This window comes from Arthrobacter nitrophenolicus (genome assembly GCF_045833485.1).
Taxonomy (GTDB): domain Bacteria; phylum Actinomycetota; class Actinomycetes; order Actinomycetales; family Micrococcaceae; genus Arthrobacter; species Arthrobacter nitrophenolicus.
The window spans coordinates 4,006,923-4,024,820 of sequence record NZ_CP174504.1 but is presented as its reverse complement, the minus strand read 5'-3'; the positions used below and the strand labels follow the sequence as shown (position 1 = coordinate 4,024,820).

18 protein-coding genes are annotated in these 17,898 nt (G+C 66.6%); 4 read left to right on the top strand and 14 right to left on the bottom strand.

Annotated elements, in window-relative coordinates; translation table 11 throughout:
* Nucleotides 1-18: 18 nt before the first annotated feature.
* From ACJJV6_RS18600 to ACJJV6_RS18580, 5 genes are all read right to left on the bottom strand, one after another.
* On the bottom strand, nt 19-1,539 hold the full coding sequence (locus ACJJV6_RS18600; RefSeq protein ID WP_407709525.1) for a glycoside hydrolase family 32 protein: 1,521 nt from the start codon (nt 1,537-1,539) through the stop codon (nt 19-21).
* A gap of 3 nt (nt 1,540-1,542) precedes the next feature.
* Nucleotides 1,543-2,421 (bottom strand): carbohydrate ABC transporter permease, encoded by an 879-nt coding sequence (locus ACJJV6_RS18595; RefSeq protein WP_407709524.1) that lies wholly within the window; start codon nt 2,419-2,421, stop codon nt 1,543-1,545.
* A 1-nt stretch (nt 2,422) separates the two neighbouring features.
* Nucleotides 2,423-3,397 (bottom strand): carbohydrate ABC transporter permease, encoded by a 975-nt coding sequence (locus ACJJV6_RS18590; protein WP_407709523.1) that lies wholly within the window; start codon nt 3,395-3,397, stop codon nt 2,423-2,425.
* A 75-nt stretch (nt 3,398-3,472) separates the two neighbouring features.
* Nucleotides 3,473-4,765, bottom strand: coding sequence for an ABC transporter substrate-binding protein (locus ACJJV6_RS18585; RefSeq protein ID WP_407709522.1), 1,293 nt, complete (start codon nt 4,763-4,765; stop codon nt 3,473-3,475).
* A gap of 132 nt (nt 4,766-4,897) precedes the next feature.
* On the bottom strand, nt 4,898-5,920 hold the full coding sequence (locus ACJJV6_RS18580) for a LacI family DNA-binding transcriptional regulator (RefSeq protein ID WP_407709521.1): 1,023 nt from the start codon (nt 5,918-5,920) through the stop codon (nt 4,898-4,900).
* A gap of 109 nt (nt 5,921-6,029) precedes the next feature.
* On the opposite strand from ACJJV6_RS18580, the gene ACJJV6_RS18575 reads away from it, so the two are divergent.
* On the top strand, nt 6,030-6,818 hold the full coding sequence (locus tag ACJJV6_RS18575; protein ID WP_407709520.1) for a glycosyltransferase family A protein: 789 nt from the start codon (nt 6,030-6,032) through the stop codon (nt 6,816-6,818).
* Here ACJJV6_RS18575 and ACJJV6_RS18570 read toward each other — a convergent pair.
* The 4 genes from ACJJV6_RS18570 to ACJJV6_RS18555 form a co-directional block, all read right to left on the bottom strand.
* Nucleotides 6,781-7,734 carry an alpha/beta fold hydrolase gene (locus ACJJV6_RS18570; protein ID WP_407709519.1) on the bottom strand — a complete coding sequence of 318 codons (954 nt, stop codon included), beginning with the start codon at nt 7,732-7,734 and terminating at the stop codon, nt 6,781-6,783. The two genes, ACJJV6_RS18575 and ACJJV6_RS18570, sit on opposite strands and share 38 nt — an antisense overlap.
* Entirely contained in the window at nt 7,700-8,737 is a 1,038-nt protein-coding gene (locus tag ACJJV6_RS18565) for an alpha/beta hydrolase (RefSeq protein ID WP_407709518.1), read from the bottom strand. Before ACJJV6_RS18565 ends, ACJJV6_RS18570 begins: the two co-directional genes overlap by 35 nt.
* 137 nt (nt 8,738-8,874) lie before the next feature.
* Complete coding sequence (locus tag ACJJV6_RS18560) at nt 8,875-9,774, bottom strand: HNH endonuclease (RefSeq protein WP_407709517.1); 900 nt, start codon at nt 9,772-9,774, stop codon at nt 8,875-8,877.
* A gap of 6 nt (nt 9,775-9,780) precedes the next feature.
* Nucleotides 9,781-10,644 carry a universal stress protein gene (locus ACJJV6_RS18555; protein WP_407709516.1) on the bottom strand — a complete coding sequence of 288 codons (864 nt, stop codon included), beginning with the start codon at nt 10,642-10,644 and terminating at the stop codon, nt 9,781-9,783.
* A gap of 153 nt (nt 10,645-10,797) precedes the next feature.
* Here ACJJV6_RS18555 and ACJJV6_RS18550 point away from each other — a divergent pair, with 153 nt between their 5' ends.
* Both ACJJV6_RS18550 and ACJJV6_RS18545 read left to right on the top strand, forming a co-directional pair.
* On the top strand, nt 10,798-11,568 hold the full coding sequence (locus ACJJV6_RS18550) for an SDR family NAD(P)-dependent oxidoreductase (RefSeq protein ID WP_354176041.1): 771 nt from the start codon (nt 10,798-10,800) through the stop codon (nt 11,566-11,568).
* A 70-nt stretch (nt 11,569-11,638) separates the two neighbouring features.
* Complete coding sequence (locus ACJJV6_RS18545) at nt 11,639-13,066, top strand: DUF5129 domain-containing protein (protein ID WP_407709515.1); 1,428 nt, start codon at nt 11,639-11,641, stop codon at nt 13,064-13,066.
* A 21-nt stretch (nt 13,067-13,087) separates the two neighbouring features.
* Here the strand turns inward: ACJJV6_RS18545 and ACJJV6_RS18540 are convergent, their stop codons facing one another.
* From ACJJV6_RS18540 to ACJJV6_RS18525, 4 genes are read right to left on the bottom strand one after another with little or no spacing between them, the layout of a single operon-like run.
* Nucleotides 13,088-14,254 carry an ABC transporter permease gene (locus ACJJV6_RS18540; RefSeq protein WP_407709514.1) on the bottom strand — a complete coding sequence of 389 codons (1,167 nt, stop codon included), beginning with the start codon at nt 14,252-14,254 and terminating at the stop codon, nt 13,088-13,090.
* A complete protein-coding gene (locus ACJJV6_RS18535; protein WP_009356315.1) occupies nt 14,251-15,405 on the bottom strand; it encodes an ABC transporter permease in 1,155 nt (384 codons plus the stop codon). Before ACJJV6_RS18535 ends, ACJJV6_RS18540 begins: the two co-directional genes overlap by 4 nt.
* Nucleotides 15,406-15,424: 19 nt before the next feature.
* Complete coding sequence (locus tag ACJJV6_RS18530; RefSeq protein ID WP_009356314.1) at nt 15,425-16,387, bottom strand: ABC transporter ATP-binding protein; 963 nt, start codon at nt 16,385-16,387, stop codon at nt 15,425-15,427.
* A gap of 24 nt (nt 16,388-16,411) precedes the next feature.
* A complete protein-coding gene (locus ACJJV6_RS18525) occupies nt 16,412-16,681 on the bottom strand; it encodes a DUF1508 domain-containing protein (protein ID WP_009356313.1) in 270 nt (89 codons plus the stop codon).
* Between the two features lie 222 nt (nt 16,682-16,903).
* Here ACJJV6_RS18525 and ACJJV6_RS18520 point away from each other — a divergent pair, with 222 nt between their 5' ends.
* On the top strand, nt 16,904-17,368 hold the full coding sequence (locus tag ACJJV6_RS18520; RefSeq protein ID WP_052013975.1) for a DUF1003 domain-containing protein: 465 nt from the start codon (nt 16,904-16,906) through the stop codon (nt 17,366-17,368).
* A gap of 33 nt (nt 17,369-17,401) precedes the next feature.
* Here ACJJV6_RS18520 and ACJJV6_RS18515 read toward each other — a convergent pair whose 3' ends face one another.
* Nucleotides 17,402-17,866, bottom strand: coding sequence for a GyrI-like domain-containing protein (locus ACJJV6_RS18515; protein ID WP_009356311.1), 465 nt, complete (start codon nt 17,864-17,866; stop codon nt 17,402-17,404).
* Nucleotides 17,867-17,898 lie beyond the last annotated feature (32 nt).

Genomic DNA, 17,898 nt, shown 5'->3' with positions numbered 1-17,898 from the left:
CATCCAGGGCCTTGGCACTCAGTGCCCGACGACGTCGAGCGCCACGAGCTCGGCGCCCTCACCTTCCGCGAAGATCGCCATCCCGGTGCTCGCCTCGGCGGGGAACACAAGGTCCGTGATGGTGGCAAGCCCGTCCTGGGCGAAGACTTCCACGGAGCACCGGTCGAGGTACACACGCAGGCGCAGGCGCCCGTCCCGCAGCGGCACGGCCACGGTTTCCATCGACGGAAAGGCTTCATGGAACCCGGTGTTCCCTGACTCCCGCCGGTCCAGGCGCAGCACGCCCTGGCGGGTGTCGTAGGTGAGGACAGTCCGCCCGGCGTCGCCTGCATGGAGGACCAGGCCCACTGCAGCGGCACTGCCCGGACGGAATTCGGCGTCGATGCGCGCTGCCGCCGCGGAGACGGGAAGCTCCACCACCCCCGGCGCCAAAGCCCGCGGACCCAGCCGGAAGTCCTGGACGTCCGGCCCGGTGGAGTAACCGATGGCTTCCTGTCGAAGCACCACCCTGCCGTCCACGCGGGTGAGCGTGACCTCCCGCGGCAGCGACATGGCACTGCGCCACGCTCCGGTGGGCGTGGAACCGGCGTAGTCCCAGTTGTTCATCCAGCCGATCATGATCCGGCGGCCGTCCGGCATGTTGCTGAACGAAACGGCCGCGTAGTAGTCCCGTCCCCAGTCCAGCCAGCCGTACTCGTGCATGCGCGAGCCGTCCTCCTGGAGCCCCTCGGTGACGGTCGATCCGGACCGGAACGCCACGCCGTCGAAGTCTCCCACGAAGTACTGTCCCGCCGAACCGCCGGCGATGCCTCCCGGGTTGATGTTCACGACGAGGACCCACCGGGTGTCCTGCGGGTTCCCGTCCACCGGCAGCTCGAACAGGTCCGGGCATTCCCACACCCCGCCGGTGGCGTTGGCCGGGCCGAACGTGCTCAGGTACTCCCAGGACTGCAGGTCCGCGGACCTATAGAGCACCACCTGGCGCTGCACCGCTTCGACGGCGACCATCACCCAGTAGCTTTCGCAGCCGCCGTCGTACCAAAAGACTTTGGGGTCGCGGAAGTCCGCCGAGGCGCGGTCCAGGACCGGATTGCCCTGGTGCTTCGTCCAGGTCCGGCCTTCGTCCAGGCTGTAGGCGAGGGACTGCGCCTGCCGGCCGGCAAGCGGGGAGGCCCCACCGTACGCGCTGGTGTAGATGGCAACCAGCGGAGGTGTGTCCGCCGCGCCGAAGCCGCTGGTGTTGCGCTCGTCGAACACGGCGGAGCCGGAAAAGATGGCTTCCTGGTCATCGCACGGGATGGCGACCGGCTGCTCGTCCCAGTGGAGCAGGTCCCGGGACGTGGCATGGCCCCAGGACATGTTGCCCCAGTCCGGGCCGAAGGGGTTGTGCTGGTAGAAGAGGTGGTAGGTGCCGTTGAGGTACACGAGCCCGTTGGGATCGTTGAGCCAGTTGCGCGCGGCGGAGTAGTGCCACTGGGGCCGGAACGGGTCGGTGAGGGACGCTGCCGGTGCGCCGGCCGCCGTCGATAGTGTTGCCACGGTTCAGCCCTTCACGCCGCTGGAGGCGATGCTGTTGACGAATGAACGCTGGAAGGCGATGAAGAGCACCACCACCGGAACGGTGATCAGGGAGGCGTACGCCATCACCTCGCCCCAGGAGACGTTCAGCTGGAAAAAGTACTGGATGCCGATCATCACGGGCCGCAGCTCCTCGGACTGGACCACCATCAGCGGCCAGAGGTAGGAGTTCCACGCCGGCAGGAAGGTCAGGATCGCCACCGTGGCCGTTGCGGGTCCGGACAGCGGCATGACCACCTGGCGGTAGATCTTGAACCAGCCGGCCCCGTCGATCCTTGCGGCTTCGTCCAGTTCCTTGGGGATGGACTCGAAGTACTGGTGGAACAGGTAGATGGAGAAGGCGTTGGCGATGAACGGGATGATCTGGACCTGGTAGGTGTCCAGCCAGCCCTTGGAGAACTCGAGGCTGAAGCCGTTCAGCTCGAAGTAGGGGAGCTGGTTGACCCACCACACCAGCGGCAGCGCCAGGGTCTGGAACGGGACAATCAGGGTGGCCAGGATCGCGGTGAACACGATCTTCTTGCCGCGGACCTGCATGCGGGACAGGGCGAAGGCGCAGAGGCTGTTGACGAAGATGCCCAGGACCACGGTGACGGCGGAGACGCCCACCGAGTTGAGCAGGAAGCGCGCCGCGGGGACACGGTCGAAGACCGCCGCGTAGTTGTCGAAGGAGATGTTGCCCACCGGAAGGAACGCTGCCAGCGAGGACATGTCACCGAAGATCTGCTGGTCCGGCTTGAGCGAGGACACCAGCATGAAGACGATGGGAAACGCGGCCACGACGGCGAAGAGGATCCGCACCAGCATGGTGCCGGCGCTCTTGAGGAGCAGTTGGTTTTTCATGTCAGTCTTTCTCCCGGGTGAGGTGGCGCTGCACCGCGGAGACGATCAGCACGAGGACGAAGAACACCAGCGAGATGGCGGAGGCGTAGGAGGTCTCCTGCTGCCGGTAACCGGACTGGACGGCCTCATAAATGATGGTGGTGGTTGAATCCATGGGCCCGCCCTGGGTCATCACGCTGATCTGGTCGAAGAGGCCGAGGGCCTGGATGGTGATGGTGACCAGGACCAGGCTGCGGGTGTGGAACAGGCCCGGCCAGGTGACGTAGCGGAACTGCTGCCACCGGCTGGTGCCGTCCAGCTGTGATGCCTCGTAAAGCTCCCCGGAAATGCCCTGCAGCCCGGCCAGCCAGATGATCATGTGGAAGCCGGCGGCCTGCCAGATGGACAGGATGATGATGGCGGGCATCGCGGTGTTCGGATCCCCGAGCCAGTCCGGCCCGTTGATCAGGCCGAGGCTGACGGCGGAGAGGATCTCGTTGATCAGGCCGTCCTTGCGGTACATGAACAGCCACAGCAGCGAGACCACCACCATGGAGGTGACCACGGGCAGGAAGTACACGGTGCGGAAGAAGTTCACGCCGCGGAACTTCTTGTTGATCAGCAGCGCCATCACCAGGGCCAGGCCGGACTGCACCGGAACGATGACCACGGTGAAGTACGCGACGTTGAGCAGGGCCCGGTAGAACGTGGGGTCCGAAAAGAGCCTGGCGAAGTTGTCCAGGCCCACGAATTCGACCGGACGCGGCGAGATGAGCCGGGCGTTCGTGAAGGCCAGCCCGAATCCGAGGATGGCCGGGATGAAGATGAAGGCCAGGAGCAGCAGCGCCGCCGGGGCGATCATGCCCCAGCCGCTGAGCTGCTCGCGGCGGAAGCCTGGCCGGCGGTGGGCCTTGCGGGCCTTTCCGTCAGTGTTCGACGGCGGCAGTGCGGCTTCAGGGGCGGCAGGACGCGGGCGGGTGGGAAGGTCAGTTGCCATGGGGGTCTCCGTAGGTCCGGCTGCCGGCGGGCTGGGGCGCAGATATGGCGCCACAGCCCGCCGGACATGCTCCGGCTAGTTCTTGTAGCCGCCGTTGGACTTGATGTTGGCGTCGATCGCCTTCACGGCGTTGTCCAGCGTGGACTTGGCGTCGGCCCCGTTCAGGATGTCCTGGACGGCCTTGCCGTATTCGGTGGCAATGAAGGGGTAGGCGGGCGTCTCCGGACGCATCACGGCGTACTCGCGGGAGAAGTCCATGAAGATCCGGTTTGCGCCGCCCTCGGCGAAGCTGGGGATCTGAGCGGCCGCCTCTTCACTGGCCGGGATGGCGCCGGTGGCCTTCGCCACCGCGGCGATGTTCTCCGGCTTCAGCGAGTAGGAGAGGTAGTCCATGGCGGCCTCGGCGTTGCTGCAGCCGCTGGTCACGCCCCACTGCCAGGAGGCGCCGCCGATCTTGGGGCCCTCGCCCAGGTCCACCGGCGGCATGACCACCAGGTCGTCGCCGAGTGCGGCCTTGGCTTTGTCAGCGGCCCACGAACCCGTGTACACGATGGCACTCTTGTTGTTCAGGAAGTCCTGGGTGGAATCCTTGCCGCTCTTCTTGGCCATGAAGCCCTGGTCGGCCAGCCCACGGAACCACTCGGCCCACTGCACGGCCTTGTCGCCGTTGAGCTCGCCCTCGGCGCTCTGGAAGCCGTCCCTGTTGACGAGGTCGCCACCGAAGGACTGCAGGAAGGGGGAGTAGGCGTAGGGGAGCCATTCACCGGTGCCGGCGGTGCCCAGGTCCAGCGGGTGTTCCCACTTGCCCAGCGCCTTGAGCTTGGTCAGGGCTTCCTGGAACTCCTCCTTGGTCCAGGGTTGCTCCATGGTGGCCACGCGGACGCCGGCAGCCTCCAGATCCGAGGCCCGGGCCATCATGGCCAGGGCGACGTCGTAGTAGCCCACGGCGTAGGGCTTTCCGTCCCACTCGGCCACGGTGCTGGGAAGCTGGCTCGAAAGGTCCGCGTCCAGTTCCAGGGGTGCCAGGTAGCCGGCCCAGGCCCAGTTGGGCACGTTGGGGCCGTCGATGTCCACGATGCAGGGCAGGTTGCCCGCTGCTGCCGCGGAAACCACGGAATCGTTGTAGGAGTCCTGCGGGAATGCCTGGACCTTGATCTTTACCTTGTCCTGGCTGCTGTTGTAGGAGTCGACGATCTTCTGGACAGCGGCCAGTTCGTCCGGATTGCCGGCGTTGTGGGTCCACAGGGCAATCTCGCCGGAGCCCTCGGATGAGGAGGAGGCGCTGCCCTTTCCGCAGCCGGCGAGGGTGGCGGTGAGGGCTGCGGCAGCTATGCTGGTCGCCAGGATCTTGGTGAACTTCGTGTTCATGGGTCAGTCTTTCTGCTTGGACAGCGGGGATTGATGAGGGTCCTGCAGGGAACGCGGCCGCTGCAACGGCTGCGTTCCCGTTTTGTTGGGGATTGTTTTGGTGCGGCCGCCGCTTTGGCGGCCCGGGGAGGGTCAGCCCCGGGGAGGGGCGACAGAATCCCGCACCACGAGCGGGCAGCTGCTGGACTCGTGGGCGCGGGGAGTTTCGGGATTCTCAAGTTCGGCAAGCAGCTGGAGGACAGCCCACCGGCCCATCTCGTAGTGGGGGAGCGCCACGGTGGACAGCCCCGGCCACAGGCCGTCGGCGATGAGTTCAAGGTTGTCGACGCCGACCACCGACAGGTCGGCAGGGATTGTCAGGCCCAGGTGGCCGGCGGCCTGGTAGGCGCCCATCGCCATCTGGTCGTTGAAGCAGAACAGCGCTGTGGGCCGGTCCGCTCGGGACAGCAGGCGGAACGCAGCCTCCCGGCCTCCTGCTGTACTGGGATGGGCGGACACCAGTTGGCCGGGCCCCAGCCCGAGTCCATGGCGTTCCAGCCCGGCCCGGAAGCCGGCCAGCCGTCCGTGGGCGGCGGGAATATCGTCCTCGTTGTTGATCATGCCGATCCTGCGGTGGCCTGCCTCCACCAGGAGTCCGGCGGCCGATTCACCGGCACCGAACTCGTCCGGCACCACCGAGGAAAGCTCCGGATTGTCCGTGGTGGCATCCAGGACGATGGTGGGCATGCCCTGGAGCTCTTCGGGGACGGACACCAGCTGGTTGTACATGCGGGCGTAGATGATCCCGTCCACCTGGTGCTGTTTCAGGGCCCGGATCTCGTGCTTTTCAAGTTCATTGTCGAGTCCGGAGTTCACCACCATCAGCAGGTGCCCGTGCTCCGAGGCGGCATCCTGCGCGCCCTGGATCATGGCGCCCGCGAAAGGGGTGGTGGTGATCTCGTCGCTGACCAGGCCGAGGATCTGGGAGCGCTGGTTCCGCAGCCCGCTGGCCAGCCGGTTGGGGGCGTAGCCGAGGTCGCCGGCTACGGCCTTGATGTGCTCCACTGTGCGGGCGTTGACCCGGGAGCTGTGCGTTTCGCTCAGGGCATGGGACACCGTGGTCACAGAGACGCCGGCTGCCTTCGCCACGTCCCGGATGTTCACCTTCGTCGCCATCGACTGTTCCTTTGCAAAACGTTTTGTATGTTGCCTGCATCACTATATGCAAAACGTTTTGCATCCGTCAAGGGGCAAGTTTCAGACGATCCGCGGGTACGCTCCCGCTATGGAGGTACACACGGTCTCGGTAGTTATTCCTACCCGCAACGATGGTGCACAGCTGAGGACCTGCCTTGCCCTGCTCACCAGGCAGACCAGGCCGGCTGACGAGATCATCGTGGTGGACAATGCGAGCAGCGACGACACTGCTGCGATCTGCGCGGCAGCGGGGGTGAAGCGGATAACCGTGGACCTTCCGGGCATTCCGGCTACGGCTGCCGCCGGTTTTGATGCGGCCACAGGATCAATCATTGCCCGGCTGGACACCGACTCCCGTCCGCCGCGGGACTGGCTGGAACACGCGGAGCGGATCCTCCGGGCGGCCGCACCGCTCACCGCCGTCACGGGACCCGGCGATTTCTACGGCGGGAATGCACTGGTCCGCTGGGCCGGCCGGCACGTATTCCTCGGCGCATACTTCACGGTTGTCGGCTTCCTCCTGGGACATCCGCCGGTATACGGGTCAAATTTCGCCCTGCGCCGGGAGCTTTGGGAAGGAATCAGCTCCTCGGTTGTCCGGGACAATGCCCTGGTCCACGACGACCTGGACATCTCCTACCGGCTGCGGCCGGACATGGGCGTCCTGTACGACCCCACCCTGAAAGTTGGCGTGTCGGCACGCCCTTTTGCCAGCTGGGCATCATTCCGGCGCCGCATCGTCATGTCGGTGGTGACCTTCCGCGTTGAATTCCGGCATGAGCCGCCACTGCGCCGCCGCCTCGACAGGTTCCGGTGGCGCCGCGGGCACCGTAGTCCTGCTACGCCGGCTCGTCCGCCTTGGCATAGAGGGCGATAAGGTCGCGGCTGAACTGGTGCGGGGACGTTTCGCACGGGCTGTGCCCTCCGCGGTAGACGCCGATCCGGGCTCTGATTGCCTGGGCAAACAGGCGGTGCAGCCGGAGCGGCCAGAGGTCATGTTCGCCGACGGCGACGAACTTGGGCAGGGACGCCTCCGCCAGCGTCGCGCGGAGGTCCGGCGCATCCTGCATCAGTGTGTAGATATCCCGGACCGACTGCCTGCGGGTGAAGCGGAACCGGTAGTTGACGAAGCTTCGCCGCCCCTTGGGTACATGGACGAACCTGCCGCTGCGGATGCCCCAGATCAGCAGCGCGGCGCCGATCCTGCCATTTACCCAGCTGCTGAAACGGCCGATGCGGCTGACGCCCCGGAAGCTCTGGCCGGGTTCCGGCGGGCAACTCTGCAGCGTGAGGGACCTGAACAGCTCCGGCCGCTGCGCGTACGCCAACTGGGCAATGATGGCAGCGAAGGAATACGCCACAACGTGGGCCGGGCTGGTTGCTGCGGTTTCCAGGACGGCCAAAAGGTCATCAACGAACAGCTGGTAGTCGTAGTGCTTCCTGGGCGGCATGAGATTTTCCGGGCCGGCGGCCGCTGACTCATACTGCCCGGCCAGGTCGTAGCTCAACACGAAGTAGCCGGCGTCGGCGAGGTCGGGCATCATGAGCAGGAAATCTTCTTTGGAACCCGTCGCGCCCGGAACCATCACAATGGCCGGATTGTCCGGATTCCCCATGGTCAATGCCGCCAGGCTGCCGCTGGGGACTTTGATGGTGCGGCTCACGGAGCCTTTGGGGGGTATCGACCAATCAACGTCACCCAGTTCCGCATCCCTGAGGGCTGCAGCATCCACCCGGGCTGAGCCGAGCTCCCCGGGGTCAACCCCGTCCTGTCCCTTGCCCGGATCCGCCATGTTCCCACGATAGCCCCGGCTGCTCCGCTTGGTCAGTGCCCGGCTGCGGCGACCAGGCAACCCGCCGGACAAATGCATGGAGGCGCCGGTAGACCTCCTGGGATTCCGGATAACGGTAATCCTGCTGCCAGGTGTGCTCTGTATTTGCGCTGGACCAGGCGTAGATGAGCGTTTCCACCGGCACGGCGTGGTGCTGAAGCCGTTCGATGAAATTGAGGTTTGCGCGGTAGAAGAAGTCACGCTCCGAAGTTGTGACAAACACGGGCGGGTGGCCCGGGCCTAGCCACTCGATCGGCGACACAACGGCGGCTGCGTCCTGGAGGTGTTCAACGGTCCGGCGGGATCCGGGGAATCGTCGGGACCGGCCGGCGGGAGGACCCGCCGCGGGCAGGAGCATCCGGACAAAGTTGAGGCTGAGGACAAAACTGCGCTCGAAAAACACGGAGAAGTCCACCGCGCTGCAGTGCTGCACCAGCCCCTTGAGCTGCGTGCCGGAAAAAGCCGGCTCCAGGGCGTAATGGGCAGCCAGCTCGGGCCGAAGGCTTACTGCCGTGAGCAGGGCTGAGATGTGCCCGCCGGCGGAGTCGCCGCCCAAGATGAGGCGCTCCGGGTCCCCGCCGTAGTCCCGGATATGCGCGGCCACCCATGCCAGCGCCGCATTCGCGTCCTCAAGCACGTGCCCCATATGGAAGCGGGGTGCCTGGCGGTAGTTGACGTTGACCACCACCATCCCGCCCAGCACCTGGCTGGCGCAGTATTTGGTCACCGCTGCCTTGTCCCCGGACGTCCATCCTCCACCATGGAAATAGACGTAGACGGGAAGCAGTTCCCCATTGGCGGGCGGCCGCTGAAGGGCCGGGGGAGTCCCCTCAAGGGGGGTCAGGACATCGAGTCGGTGGCTGGGCAGGCCGTCGCCGGCGTAGTCGATGTCGTGGGCGTACGCGACTTCGGTGATGGGATCGGTGTTGAACCATGCCCGCTCGCGTTCACTCACGGCCCGCATCAGAAGCCGCCATGTCCACACAGGCACGCGGCGCAAGACTCCCCGCGCGCTTCTGGCGAAGGAAAATGCGCTGCCGGACTGGGCGGCCACCGCGGTCATCCTCCCATTTTACCGACAAGCGCGGAGTGCGTGTGTTGTCAGTCCTGGCGCCCTTCGAGGAGGCGCCGGGCGTTCTCCTGGGCCTCCAGGGCCTGCTCGGTCACCACTTCGCCCCGCAGATGCCCGGCTGCGGAGAGGATGGTCCGAAGTTCCTGGACGGTGCGCGGTGTGCTGACGCCCCGGTGCGCCATGGCGTGGCAGTTGGCGCACAGCGGAACAAGGTCCGTTATGGGATCCAGTTCGTAGCCGGCCTCGAGCTGGGCTGCCGGCACCGTATGGTGCACGTGGATGAAGCCGTTTCCGATCTCGCCGTAGGACGCTTCAAAGGAGAAGCCGCACGCTGCGCAGGCCGTTCCATGGAACGCCAGGCAGACGCGGCGGGCATCGGCGTCGCGCTCGTATCGGTTCGCGCCAACAGAGGCGGCTGCCTCAGGCGGATAGGCGCCCGGAACGACGTCGAAAGGGTCCACTGCCGCCGGCCCCTGCTCCCGCCAAAGCCGCCGAAGTCCGGACTCCGCCGGCGGTGGGACGGACAGGAGCGTGGAATCTGCGGCGTCCCCCCAGGGGATGTCCGGGACTTCCGCGGCCAAGGTGTCCGAAGGAATCTGCTCACCCAGGGGCAGCAGGACGTCGAAGGCCACGGCCACCGCCCCGCCAGGGGCGGCGCCTTCGGTGCCACCTCCTGACTCCGCGGTTCCGCAGACCACAATGCCGTGCCCGATCAGGCCGCTGCCCGCGCCGCTGCTTCCGTGGAAAAGCAGCCACACCTCGGTACCTGGCCGGATTATTCTGCCCGGGCCGACATCCCAGCGGTCAAGGATGCGTCCTGACGTGAGGACCTGTTCGACGGCGGCACGGTAGTTCCAGCGGTTCCAGTGGCTGGCGTTCCACACCAGGACTACCGCAGCCGGGCCCATGCCGCGCTCACGTCCCGCCATGCGCGCTCACTCCGCCCGTCCGCGGCGGGAAATGAGGACCGGGCCCCGTGCGTGGTGCAGCACCGCGTGTGCCGTTGAGCCGATCGTCTCCCGCAGGAAACCGCGCCCCTGCGTTCCCACCACCAGCATCCTCGCCTGCGCAGAGGCCATCAGGATGGCATGCGGTATTGACGTGTCAGCCAGGACCGCGCCGTCCACCGGGACGCCGGGTGCCAGCGCCCGGGCGCGGGCCAGGGCGCTTTGAAGGACTTTGTCGGCCGCCGCCTCCGCTGCAACAGCCTCGGACGGATCCGGCTGCCGGTACCCCGCCGGCATGTGCCGGACGTGGACCACCATGAGCCCCGCCCGTGACACCGACGCCATGGCACAGGCATCCTCAAGGGCCGCGGGGGACCCTGAGCCGTCGACTGCCACCACCACCGGCCCCGCAGGGTGGATATCGGACCTGATGACGGCAACGGGGCAGCCGGCTGTGGCGGCGAGTTCCAGGCTCACCGATCCCACCAGCAGGCCAAGGAAACCGCCCAGGCCCCGGCTGCCGACGGCAACCATTGCCTGGCCTTCAGAGATTTGGGCCAAGTACGATGCCGGCAGCCCGTGCAGCAGCGTTCCCTTAACGTCCAGTCCGGGTACGGCCGCCCCCGCTTCGGCTACACCTTCCTCAAGGATTGCCTCTGACGAGCGCTCCAGCCCGCTGTCAGCAACACCGGGGACCGGGCCAAGGTTCCTGGTCAGCAGGGGCCAGATGGAGCAGTGCACCACGTGCAGGGGACAGCCGCGCAGGTCCGCCTGGTGCGCTGCCCAGTGGACCGCTGCGACAGCTTCAGGCGAGCCGTCGTAACCGGCAACGATGGACCCGTTCTCCTGCATCGCTCCCTCATTCCTGGTCCGGGGGACCTTCGGCACTGGAAGGGCCTCCAGGGAAGTTCCATCCTGATGTGGTGGGGCACTGCCTACCCGCCTATCTAAGCAAGCACCACAAGCCGGGGGAAGCAACAACGCTGACGATCCGAGGAGCATCTCATGTCCGTGTGGCAGGAAAACATCACCCCTGGCAGGTTCGAGGGCCAGACCGTCATCGTGACCGGGGCTGCCTCCGGCATCGGACTGGCGACTGCGCTGCGGGTTGCACGGGAAGGCGGCCGGGTCATCGCCAGTGACCTCAGCAGCGAAGGCCTGGACAAGCTCACAGCCGGTCATGGCGACCTTGCCCTTGTGCCGGTACCGGGAGACATCAGCTTGGAGGACGTGGTCCAGCGTGTGGTGGCGGCCGCCGGCGGACGGGTGGACGCACTCGCCAACGTGGCAGGCATCATGGACAGCTTCCAGCCGGTGCATGAGCTCGACGACGAAACATGGCACCGGGTCCTGGACGTCAACCTGACCTCCATGATGCGCCTGATGCGGGCAGTGGTGCCGTTGATGCTTGATGCGGGCTCCGGGTCCATCGTCAACGTCTCGTCCGAAGCCGGTTTACGGGGATCCGCGGCAGGTGCCGCGTACACCGTGAGCAAGCATGCCGTCATCGGGCTCACCCGGAGTTCCGCCGTCATGTACGGGCGCCGTGGAATCCGGGTAAACGCGGTGGCGCCCGGCGGCACCAGGACGGACATCCACGCCGAATTCAAGTCCCAGCTTGCCGCCGAAGTCCTGGGACCCTTCATGCAGGTGAACGTCCCGCCTATCGCTGAGGCCGGGGAACTGGCTGCCGGGATCACATTCCTGCTCAGCCGGGACGGTTCAAACATCAACGGCGTAGTGCTCGCCTCGGACAACGGGTGGAACGCCATTTAGGCCGCCTCCCGTGGAAACCGCTCTTTACGGGAGCCGGAAGGCAGGAGGTCCGGTGCGAAGGATCATAGGCATGGCTTTCGCCCTGGTCGCACTGCTGCTGGGCTTCACTGCCGCTGCTGCGGCTGTTCCGCCGGTGTCCGTCCAGGTTGAGGACAGGGCAGGGGTCCTGGACCGGAGCACGCTGCTTCCGGCCTTGGAGGGTATTGAGTTCCATGAGCCCACCCGCGTGGTGGTTTACACCTACAACGGCAGGGCAGAGGACAACCTGAACGAGGAAGTCCTGAGGTTCGCCCGGACCGAACACCCGGAGTGGATCAGCTCTGACGGGCAGAAGTGGGCCGACGGACTGTTTATCTTCGCCCTGGATCCGGTGGGCCGCCATGTTGGCACCTACATGGGTGAAGACCGCAAAGTGTCCCTCGAGCAGCGCAGCGACATCCAGGACGCGGCCAGGGATCTCCTGCGTGACGCCCAGTGGACGGACGGCACCATCGCCGGGGTCCGGCGCGCGGCAGAACTCATCAACCAGCCGTGGTACCAGTCCACGGCCCTCCTGGTTACCGCGTGGGTGACGGCGGGAACGGCGGCGCTGGGGGCGGGTGCCTGGCTCATTGTGCGGGCAGTCACCAGGTCCGCCAGCCGGAAGGAAATAGAACGCGGGGACCAAAGCTACGCCAACGTCAGCATGGACCTTGAGGTGACGGAACTGAACGCGGCCACCATCCCGGCGTCGTCCCGGTACGGAAGCCAGGTGCTGGAGAAGCACCGCACCTTCCTCAACCGCTACAACCTGGCCAGCGGGCTTGCCAACAGGGTGCATGCCTTGTCCAACGGGTCGCTGGGCATACGCAGGAATCTCAAGCTCGCCCGTGAATACGCGGACGCTGCCTCCGAACTGGACGCCCTGGACGACGTCATTGCGGACAGCAATGCCCTCCTGAACCGCGGCAGCACGTGGCAGACGGCCTGGGACCGGCAGCTGGCGCCCTTCCGCAGCGACCTCGCGGGGCTGGAACAACTCCTCACCAGGCGGCACGCGCAGGGGGACTCGGCAACGGCAGCCGCGCTCCGGTCCTTCCGCGACCAGAGCCTGCGGGACATTGAACGGTGGACCGCGGACCTGGCAGAGGAAAGGATCAGCCCGGAAAAAGCGCTGGACCGCCTCTATGAGGCCCGGACCAGGCTCGCCGGCCTGCTGGAGAACCACGCAGCGACCGTCATCGACGGCTATGCGAAAAACGGACGCGAAGCCGAGCTGATGCGCAAGGAGATGGCGGCGGCACAGGAGGGCCTCGACCACAAACGGCGGAGCTATGAGCCGAGCATCCTGGGCACTGTCTACCCGTCCTACCAGTTCTTCTCCGTTGCCACCTTCAACTCTGGGTTCAACACGGGAGTCAGCAGCGTCAGCTCGGCCCGCGGCGGGGACGGCAGCACCACCGGGTACGGGAGCAGCGGCGGGAGCTTCTCCGGGTCCGGCAGCTCGTCCAGCTTCTGAGGGCCGCCGCATGGACTGTGGCTACAGGGCCCGGCCCAGGCTCCGCTGCAGAAGGTAGGACCCGAGGGCCAGCAGCCCCAGCGCCATGGCCGCAAGAACGCCCAGCTGCGGAAGGATGTCCGCCAGGGAGCCGTTATGCCGCTGGATGTCCGCGAAAGCGTCATACGCCCAGCGGTGCGGCGTTAGCCAGGACACTGCCTGCAGAGTCTCCGAAAAGAACTCCGGCGGCACCATGGAACCGCCAAGGCCTGCCAGCACCAAACCTGCCCCTACCCCTACGCCTGCCGCGGCGGCGTCGTTATCCATCACGGAACCGATCACCATCGCCGCTGCTGCCGATACCGCGCAGAAGACAACCAGGACCAGTCCGGCGGGCAGCGGGTTGCCCCAGTCGACGCCGAACAGCAACGCCGTGCCGGCCATAATGTAGCCGCCCTGGACCGCAGCGATTCCGAAGCGTCCCAGGGCCTGGCCGGCGAGCGCCTGCCAGCTTGCGACGGGCGCTGCCATGACGCGCGCAACGACTCCCAGGCGCCTGGATTTGATGAGGGTGGCGGCACCCGTGAGGGAACTCAGGAAGACAAACAGCAGGAGCTGCTGTGCGGCTCCAAGGTCGAACCGGCCCAGGCCCTGGAACTCCCGCGAGACGTCGCCGGTGTCAACCAGTTCAACCCGCGGCTGTTCCACCGTTTCCCGCGCCTGGGCGAGCGCCGCTGCAGCTTCTGCGGTTCCAACCCCCGCGGACTCCAGGAGGGATTGCTGCCGCCGCTCCGTGCTGACGGCCTGGATGGAAGCCCGGACCTCCTGGAGGACGGCCTGGGCGGCCGACTGCGAGGCGGTCACCACTTCGAGGTCCGCCGGGCGGCCGGCCGCGAAGTCGGCGGCATCGCCGTCGCTGATGAAGATCCCGACGTCGGTCCTGCCGCGGCTCAGCTGGTCCCGCACCGTCGCGGCTCCTGCAGCGGACACCTGGACGCCGTCCTCCGCCAGTTGCTCCGACAGGGCCTTCGCCAGTTCCGTGTCCGCCCCGCCGGACAGCGCCACCCGCGACTGGCCGCTGTTGGCGCCAAACTGCGAGCCGAGCAGCAGGATCAGGAGGAGGGGAAAGATGAAGACAAAGAAAATATTGGACCTGTCCCGCAGGAAGAGTCGCACCTCCACGGCAGCAATCCCAAGGATGCTCCTCATGCCCGCACCCCCCGGTCCGGTACCAGCCGGGAGGCCAGGGTTGCCGCGGCGGCGAACCCCAGCATGATGGTGACGGGGACGGCAACTTCCGCCACCCCGCCGCCGCCGGCCGTGATGCCCAGCCCGCGGATGAAGGCGGCAATGGGGTTCAGGTCCATCAGGGTGGCAAGGAAGCCGGAGGCCTCGATGGGGAAGAAGGCCCCGCCGGCTATCCCCAGCAGCATGGCGAGGATGGACTGGACGATGTTCGCCTGCTCCGCGGTCCGCACCAGGCGGGCAACAATGAAGGTGAGGCTCGTCGCGGCTGCCCCCACCGCCAGGACGAGGAGTGCCACCGCCGCCGGCGAGCCGAAGGAGACGCCGAAGAGCGCGCTGCCCGCAGTCAGCAGGATGGTGGTGGCCACGACACCGAGAATGAAGCCCACCAGGGCCTTGGCGGTGATGATGGTCCCCGGGGCAACAGGGGTGGACTGCAGCCTGGCCAGCGTGCCTTCCTCCCGCTCGGCAAGCAGTCCCAGGACACCGAAGCCAACGGTGAACAGCAGGAACAGCCCGGTCTGCCCCGCCACCAGCGTTCCCTTGAGGGAGAGCTGTTCGGCGGATGCCTTGCCTTCGGACAGCGTCAGGGCCGGAATGCCGGCGGCGGCCTGCTGCGCGAGTCCGCCGAGGGCTTCGTGGGGGAGCCCGGCGATGCCCCCTGCTTCAGCGGTCACGGTTCCCGCCGTGAACTGTTCCAGGAGTCCGTCCACGACAGAGATCAGGACGTTGGTTTCGAGCCCGGCCGAGTCCCCTTCAATGACCTGGACGGTGACGGCCTGCCCGGACGTCACTGCGGCAGTGAAATTGGCCGGGAGGATGACGCCGAGGTCCGCTCCCGTGTCCTTGGTCTCGCGGCTGACATCGGCGGCGGCGACCCTGCGGACGGTGACGTCCATGACGGGCAGTGAGCCGACGGCGTCCAGCAGCGCGCCTCCAAGCTGGCCGCTGTCCTCGGAGCTTGCGACGACGACGGCCGGCTTCAGTTCCACGCTTTCGGTGTCGAAGCCGCCGAAGGACAGGTTCAGTACAGCCATCAGGGCCAGGGGTACCAGGAGGGAGAATATGAAAACGGATTTGTCCCGGACCCGCTGCCGGAGGTCGTTGCCGACCATTGTCCACAATCCGCGCACGTCAGTCCCGGAGGGCTCTGCCCGTGAGGTGGAGGAACACGGATTCCAGGTCGGGGCGGACGATCTCCACAGAGGTCAGCGTCATTCCCGCCCGGCCCGCTGCCGCCACGATGGGGGCCAGGAGGCCGGGGCCATTGTGGACGGTCAGGATCAGACCGGATGCTCCGCCGTCGACCTGCTGCACCCCCGGCAGCAGGCGAAGGGCGGCTGCAGCGGCACTGGTGTTGCCGCTGCCATGCAGGTCGATGCGGTCGGCGCCGCCCGTCAGTTCCACCAGCTGGCCCCTGGTGCCTTCGGCCTGGATCCTGCCTTCGTCAATGATCGCGATCCTGTCGCAGAGGCGCTCCGCCTCTTCCATGTAGTGCGTGGTGTAGAGGACGGCCATCCCCTCCGTGGCAAGCCCCTCCACCGATTCCAGGATGGAATTCCGTGACTGCGGGTCCACCCCCACGGTGGGCTCATCCAGGATCAACAGGGTGGGCCGGTGCAGCAGGCCGATCCCGATATTCAGCCGGCGCTTCATTCCGCCGGAGAACTTCTTGGTCTGCTCGCCGGCCCGGTCGGCAAGCCCGATGAGGTTCAGGACCTCCGCGATCCGATCCTTCAGCCCCTGCCCGCGCAGGCCCTGAAGCCGTCCAAAGAACAGCAGGTTTTCCGTAGCCGTCAGGTCCGGATAGATCGCAAGTTCCTGGGGCACCAGGCCGATGTTTCCCTTGGCGCGGGTGTTCGCGGGGGTCATGGCCGACCCGGCTAGTTCGATGGCTCCGGACTCTGCAGGGATGAGCCCGGCCACCATGGAAATGATGGTGGTCTTGCCGGCACCGTTGGGGCCGAGGAGTCCATAGGTTTCGCCGGCCTGGATGTGGAAGGAGACGTCATCCACAACGGTGCGGCCGCCATAACGCTTGACCAGGCCCTTGACACCCAGGACCTGGGCCTTTTGTGTTTGAACGTCAGCCGTCATGGCGTCACTGCCTCTCCCGGACTCCTAGGCGGCACCGAGGGAACCTGCCTTGCCGGTACGGAGTGGACGGACCTGGGGGCCGCGCCGCGGCGGCCTGGCCCGGGCAAGGCCGGCAGGAGCGAGGTCGGTGATCAAACCGGTGCCGGCGCATTCACGGACATCCTCGATGGCAGCAGCGGCGTGGTACTTGTCCGGGTACTGTCCGGACACTGCCAGGACGCTGCCGTCCGGCGCCACCAGCCTGAACCTGATGCGCGAATCCTCATCGGCAAACAGTTCGAACGTTCCCGCCATAAGCTTTCTCCCTCAATAGTCCTGTCTCCAGCCGCTGCGGAGCACGTGGGCAACCGGCATCCCGGTGCAGCCCGGACACAGCACCCCAGCCTTGGTGCATCCTTGGGCCTCCCTTTACCGTGCCAGAGGGCAGGACCAGGCATTAGGGACCAAAGTCCCGTATTGACCATTCACTGGGGTAACCGGGAGCGCCTGCTGCCGGACGCCACATACTCTGGGTTCATGAGCGAGCGTAAGAGCACTTGGCATGTGCGGCACAAGGAGAGCTTGAGCCGGGGTGAGCGGGCGGCGGACATCCTTCGCAACGGGATGGGCAGCTGGACGTTTGTGGGAATCTTCGTCGCGTTCATGGTCGCGTGGGCCGTCATCAACTCCTATGCCCTTGCGGCGGACGCCTGGGACCCTTATCCCTACATCCTCCTCAACCTCTTCCTCTCCATGCTGGCCGGGCTCCAGGGCGCCATCCTGCTGATCGCGGCCAAACGGCAGGATGCGATCGCCGCGGCAATGGCCCGCCACGATTACGAAACGGACGTGCAGTCCGAGTCTGAAATCGAACGGCTGACGGCCATCAACAATGAGCAACTGGAGTTGCTGAACGAGCTGCGGTCCATGCTGCTGCGCGCCGAAGCCCTCGCGGGCAGGGACGACGGCGGCCCCGGCCGCGCCACGGGCGCCGGCACATAGAACACGGCTGCTGCCGCTGGACGTGGCTGGCGGCTACGCTGTCGGCCAGACCACCTTCGTCTGCCATTTGGCAGGATCCGGTTCCTGCTCCGGATCACTCAGGTAGTACTCCCACATGCTGTCGGACGGCGTGAGGCCCTCGGCCTGCATCTGTTGCTGGATGGCGCCGTAGGTTTCGCCGAGGGTGTCGTAAGGTCCGGTGTGGATGGCTTCGAAGGCGTCGCCCCCGGGCAGCACCGACGTCTGCACTCCATCTGTTCCGGTGAAGTGGCCGGCGATGGGGAAACCCGCTTCGACATCGACAGTGTCGCTGGGCATGCCGTGGTACCTGGCGAACGGAGGGCCGGCGGGGAAGACACCCTGTTTCTGCGTCGCTGCCATGATGGCGCCGAAGGCACGGCCGAAAAACTCGGTCAGCGAGGTCATGGGGACCCGTTCACGGATGACGGCGACCGGCTGTTCCGCGGCGTGGATTTTCCTGGGCTGTGGATCGTTCATGGCACCAGCGTCCGCTTCCGGAGGCTGGCGGG

Bases quoted from the DNA above. Each gene is read 5' to 3' on its own strand.
- ACJJV6_RS18530 (WP_009356314.1), bottom strand. From the start codon at position 16,387: ATGACGGCTGACGTTCAAACACAAAAGGCCCAGGTCCTGGGTGTCAAG.
- ACJJV6_RS18585 (WP_407709522.1), bottom strand. From the start codon at position 4,765: ATGAACACGAAGTTCACCAAGATCCTGGCGACCAGCATAGCTGCCGCA.
- ACJJV6_RS18535 (WP_009356315.1), bottom strand. From the start codon at position 15,405: ATGGTCGGCAACGACCTCCGGCAGCGGGTCCGGGACAAATCCGTTTTC.
- ACJJV6_RS18575 (WP_407709520.1), top strand. From the start codon at position 6,030: ATGGAGGTACACACGGTCTCGGTAGTTATTCCTACCCGCAACGATGGT.
- ACJJV6_RS18560 (WP_407709517.1), bottom strand. From the start codon at position 9,774: ATGGCGGGACGTGAGCGCGGCATGGGCCCGGCTGCGGTAGTCCTGGTG.
- ACJJV6_RS18570 (WP_407709519.1), bottom strand. From the start codon at position 7,734: ATGGCGGATCCGGGCAAGGGACAGGACGGGGTTGACCCCGGGGAGCTC.
- ACJJV6_RS18580 (WP_407709521.1), bottom strand. From the start codon at position 5,920: ATGGCGACGAAGGTGAACATCCGGGACGTGGCGAAGGCAGCCGGCGTC.
- ACJJV6_RS18555 (WP_407709516.1), bottom strand. From the start codon at position 10,644: ATGCAGGAGAACGGGTCCATCGTTGCCGGTTACGACGGCTCGCCTGAA.
- ACJJV6_RS18525 (WP_009356313.1), bottom strand. From the start codon at position 16,681: ATGGCGGGAACGTTCGAACTGTTTGCCGATGAGGATTCGCGCATCAGG.
- ACJJV6_RS18545 (WP_407709515.1), top strand. From the start codon at position 11,639: ATGGCTTTCGCCCTGGTCGCACTGCTGCTGGGCTTCACTGCCGCTGCT.
- ACJJV6_RS18550 (WP_354176041.1), top strand. From the start codon at position 10,798: ATGTCCGTGTGGCAGGAAAACATCACCCCTGGCAGGTTCGAGGGCCAG.
- ACJJV6_RS18515 (WP_009356311.1), bottom strand. From the start codon at position 17,866: ATGAACGATCCACAGCCCAGGAAAATCCACGCCGCGGAACAGCCGGTC.
- ACJJV6_RS18520 (WP_052013975.1), top strand. From the start codon at position 16,904: ATGAGCGAGCGTAAGAGCACTTGGCATGTGCGGCACAAGGAGAGCTTG.
- ACJJV6_RS18590 (WP_407709523.1), bottom strand. From the start codon at position 3,397: ATGGCAACTGACCTTCCCACCCGCCCGCGTCCTGCCGCCCCTGAAGCC.
- ACJJV6_RS18540 (WP_407709514.1), bottom strand. From the start codon at position 14,254: ATGAGGAGCATCCTTGGGATTGCTGCCGTGGAGGTGCGACTCTTCCTG.
- ACJJV6_RS18565 (WP_407709518.1), bottom strand. From the start codon at position 8,737: ATGCGGGCCGTGAGTGAACGCGAGCGGGCATGGTTCAACACCGATCCC.
- ACJJV6_RS18595 (WP_407709524.1), bottom strand. From the start codon at position 2,421: ATGAAAAACCAACTGCTCCTCAAGAGCGCCGGCACCATGCTGGTGCGG.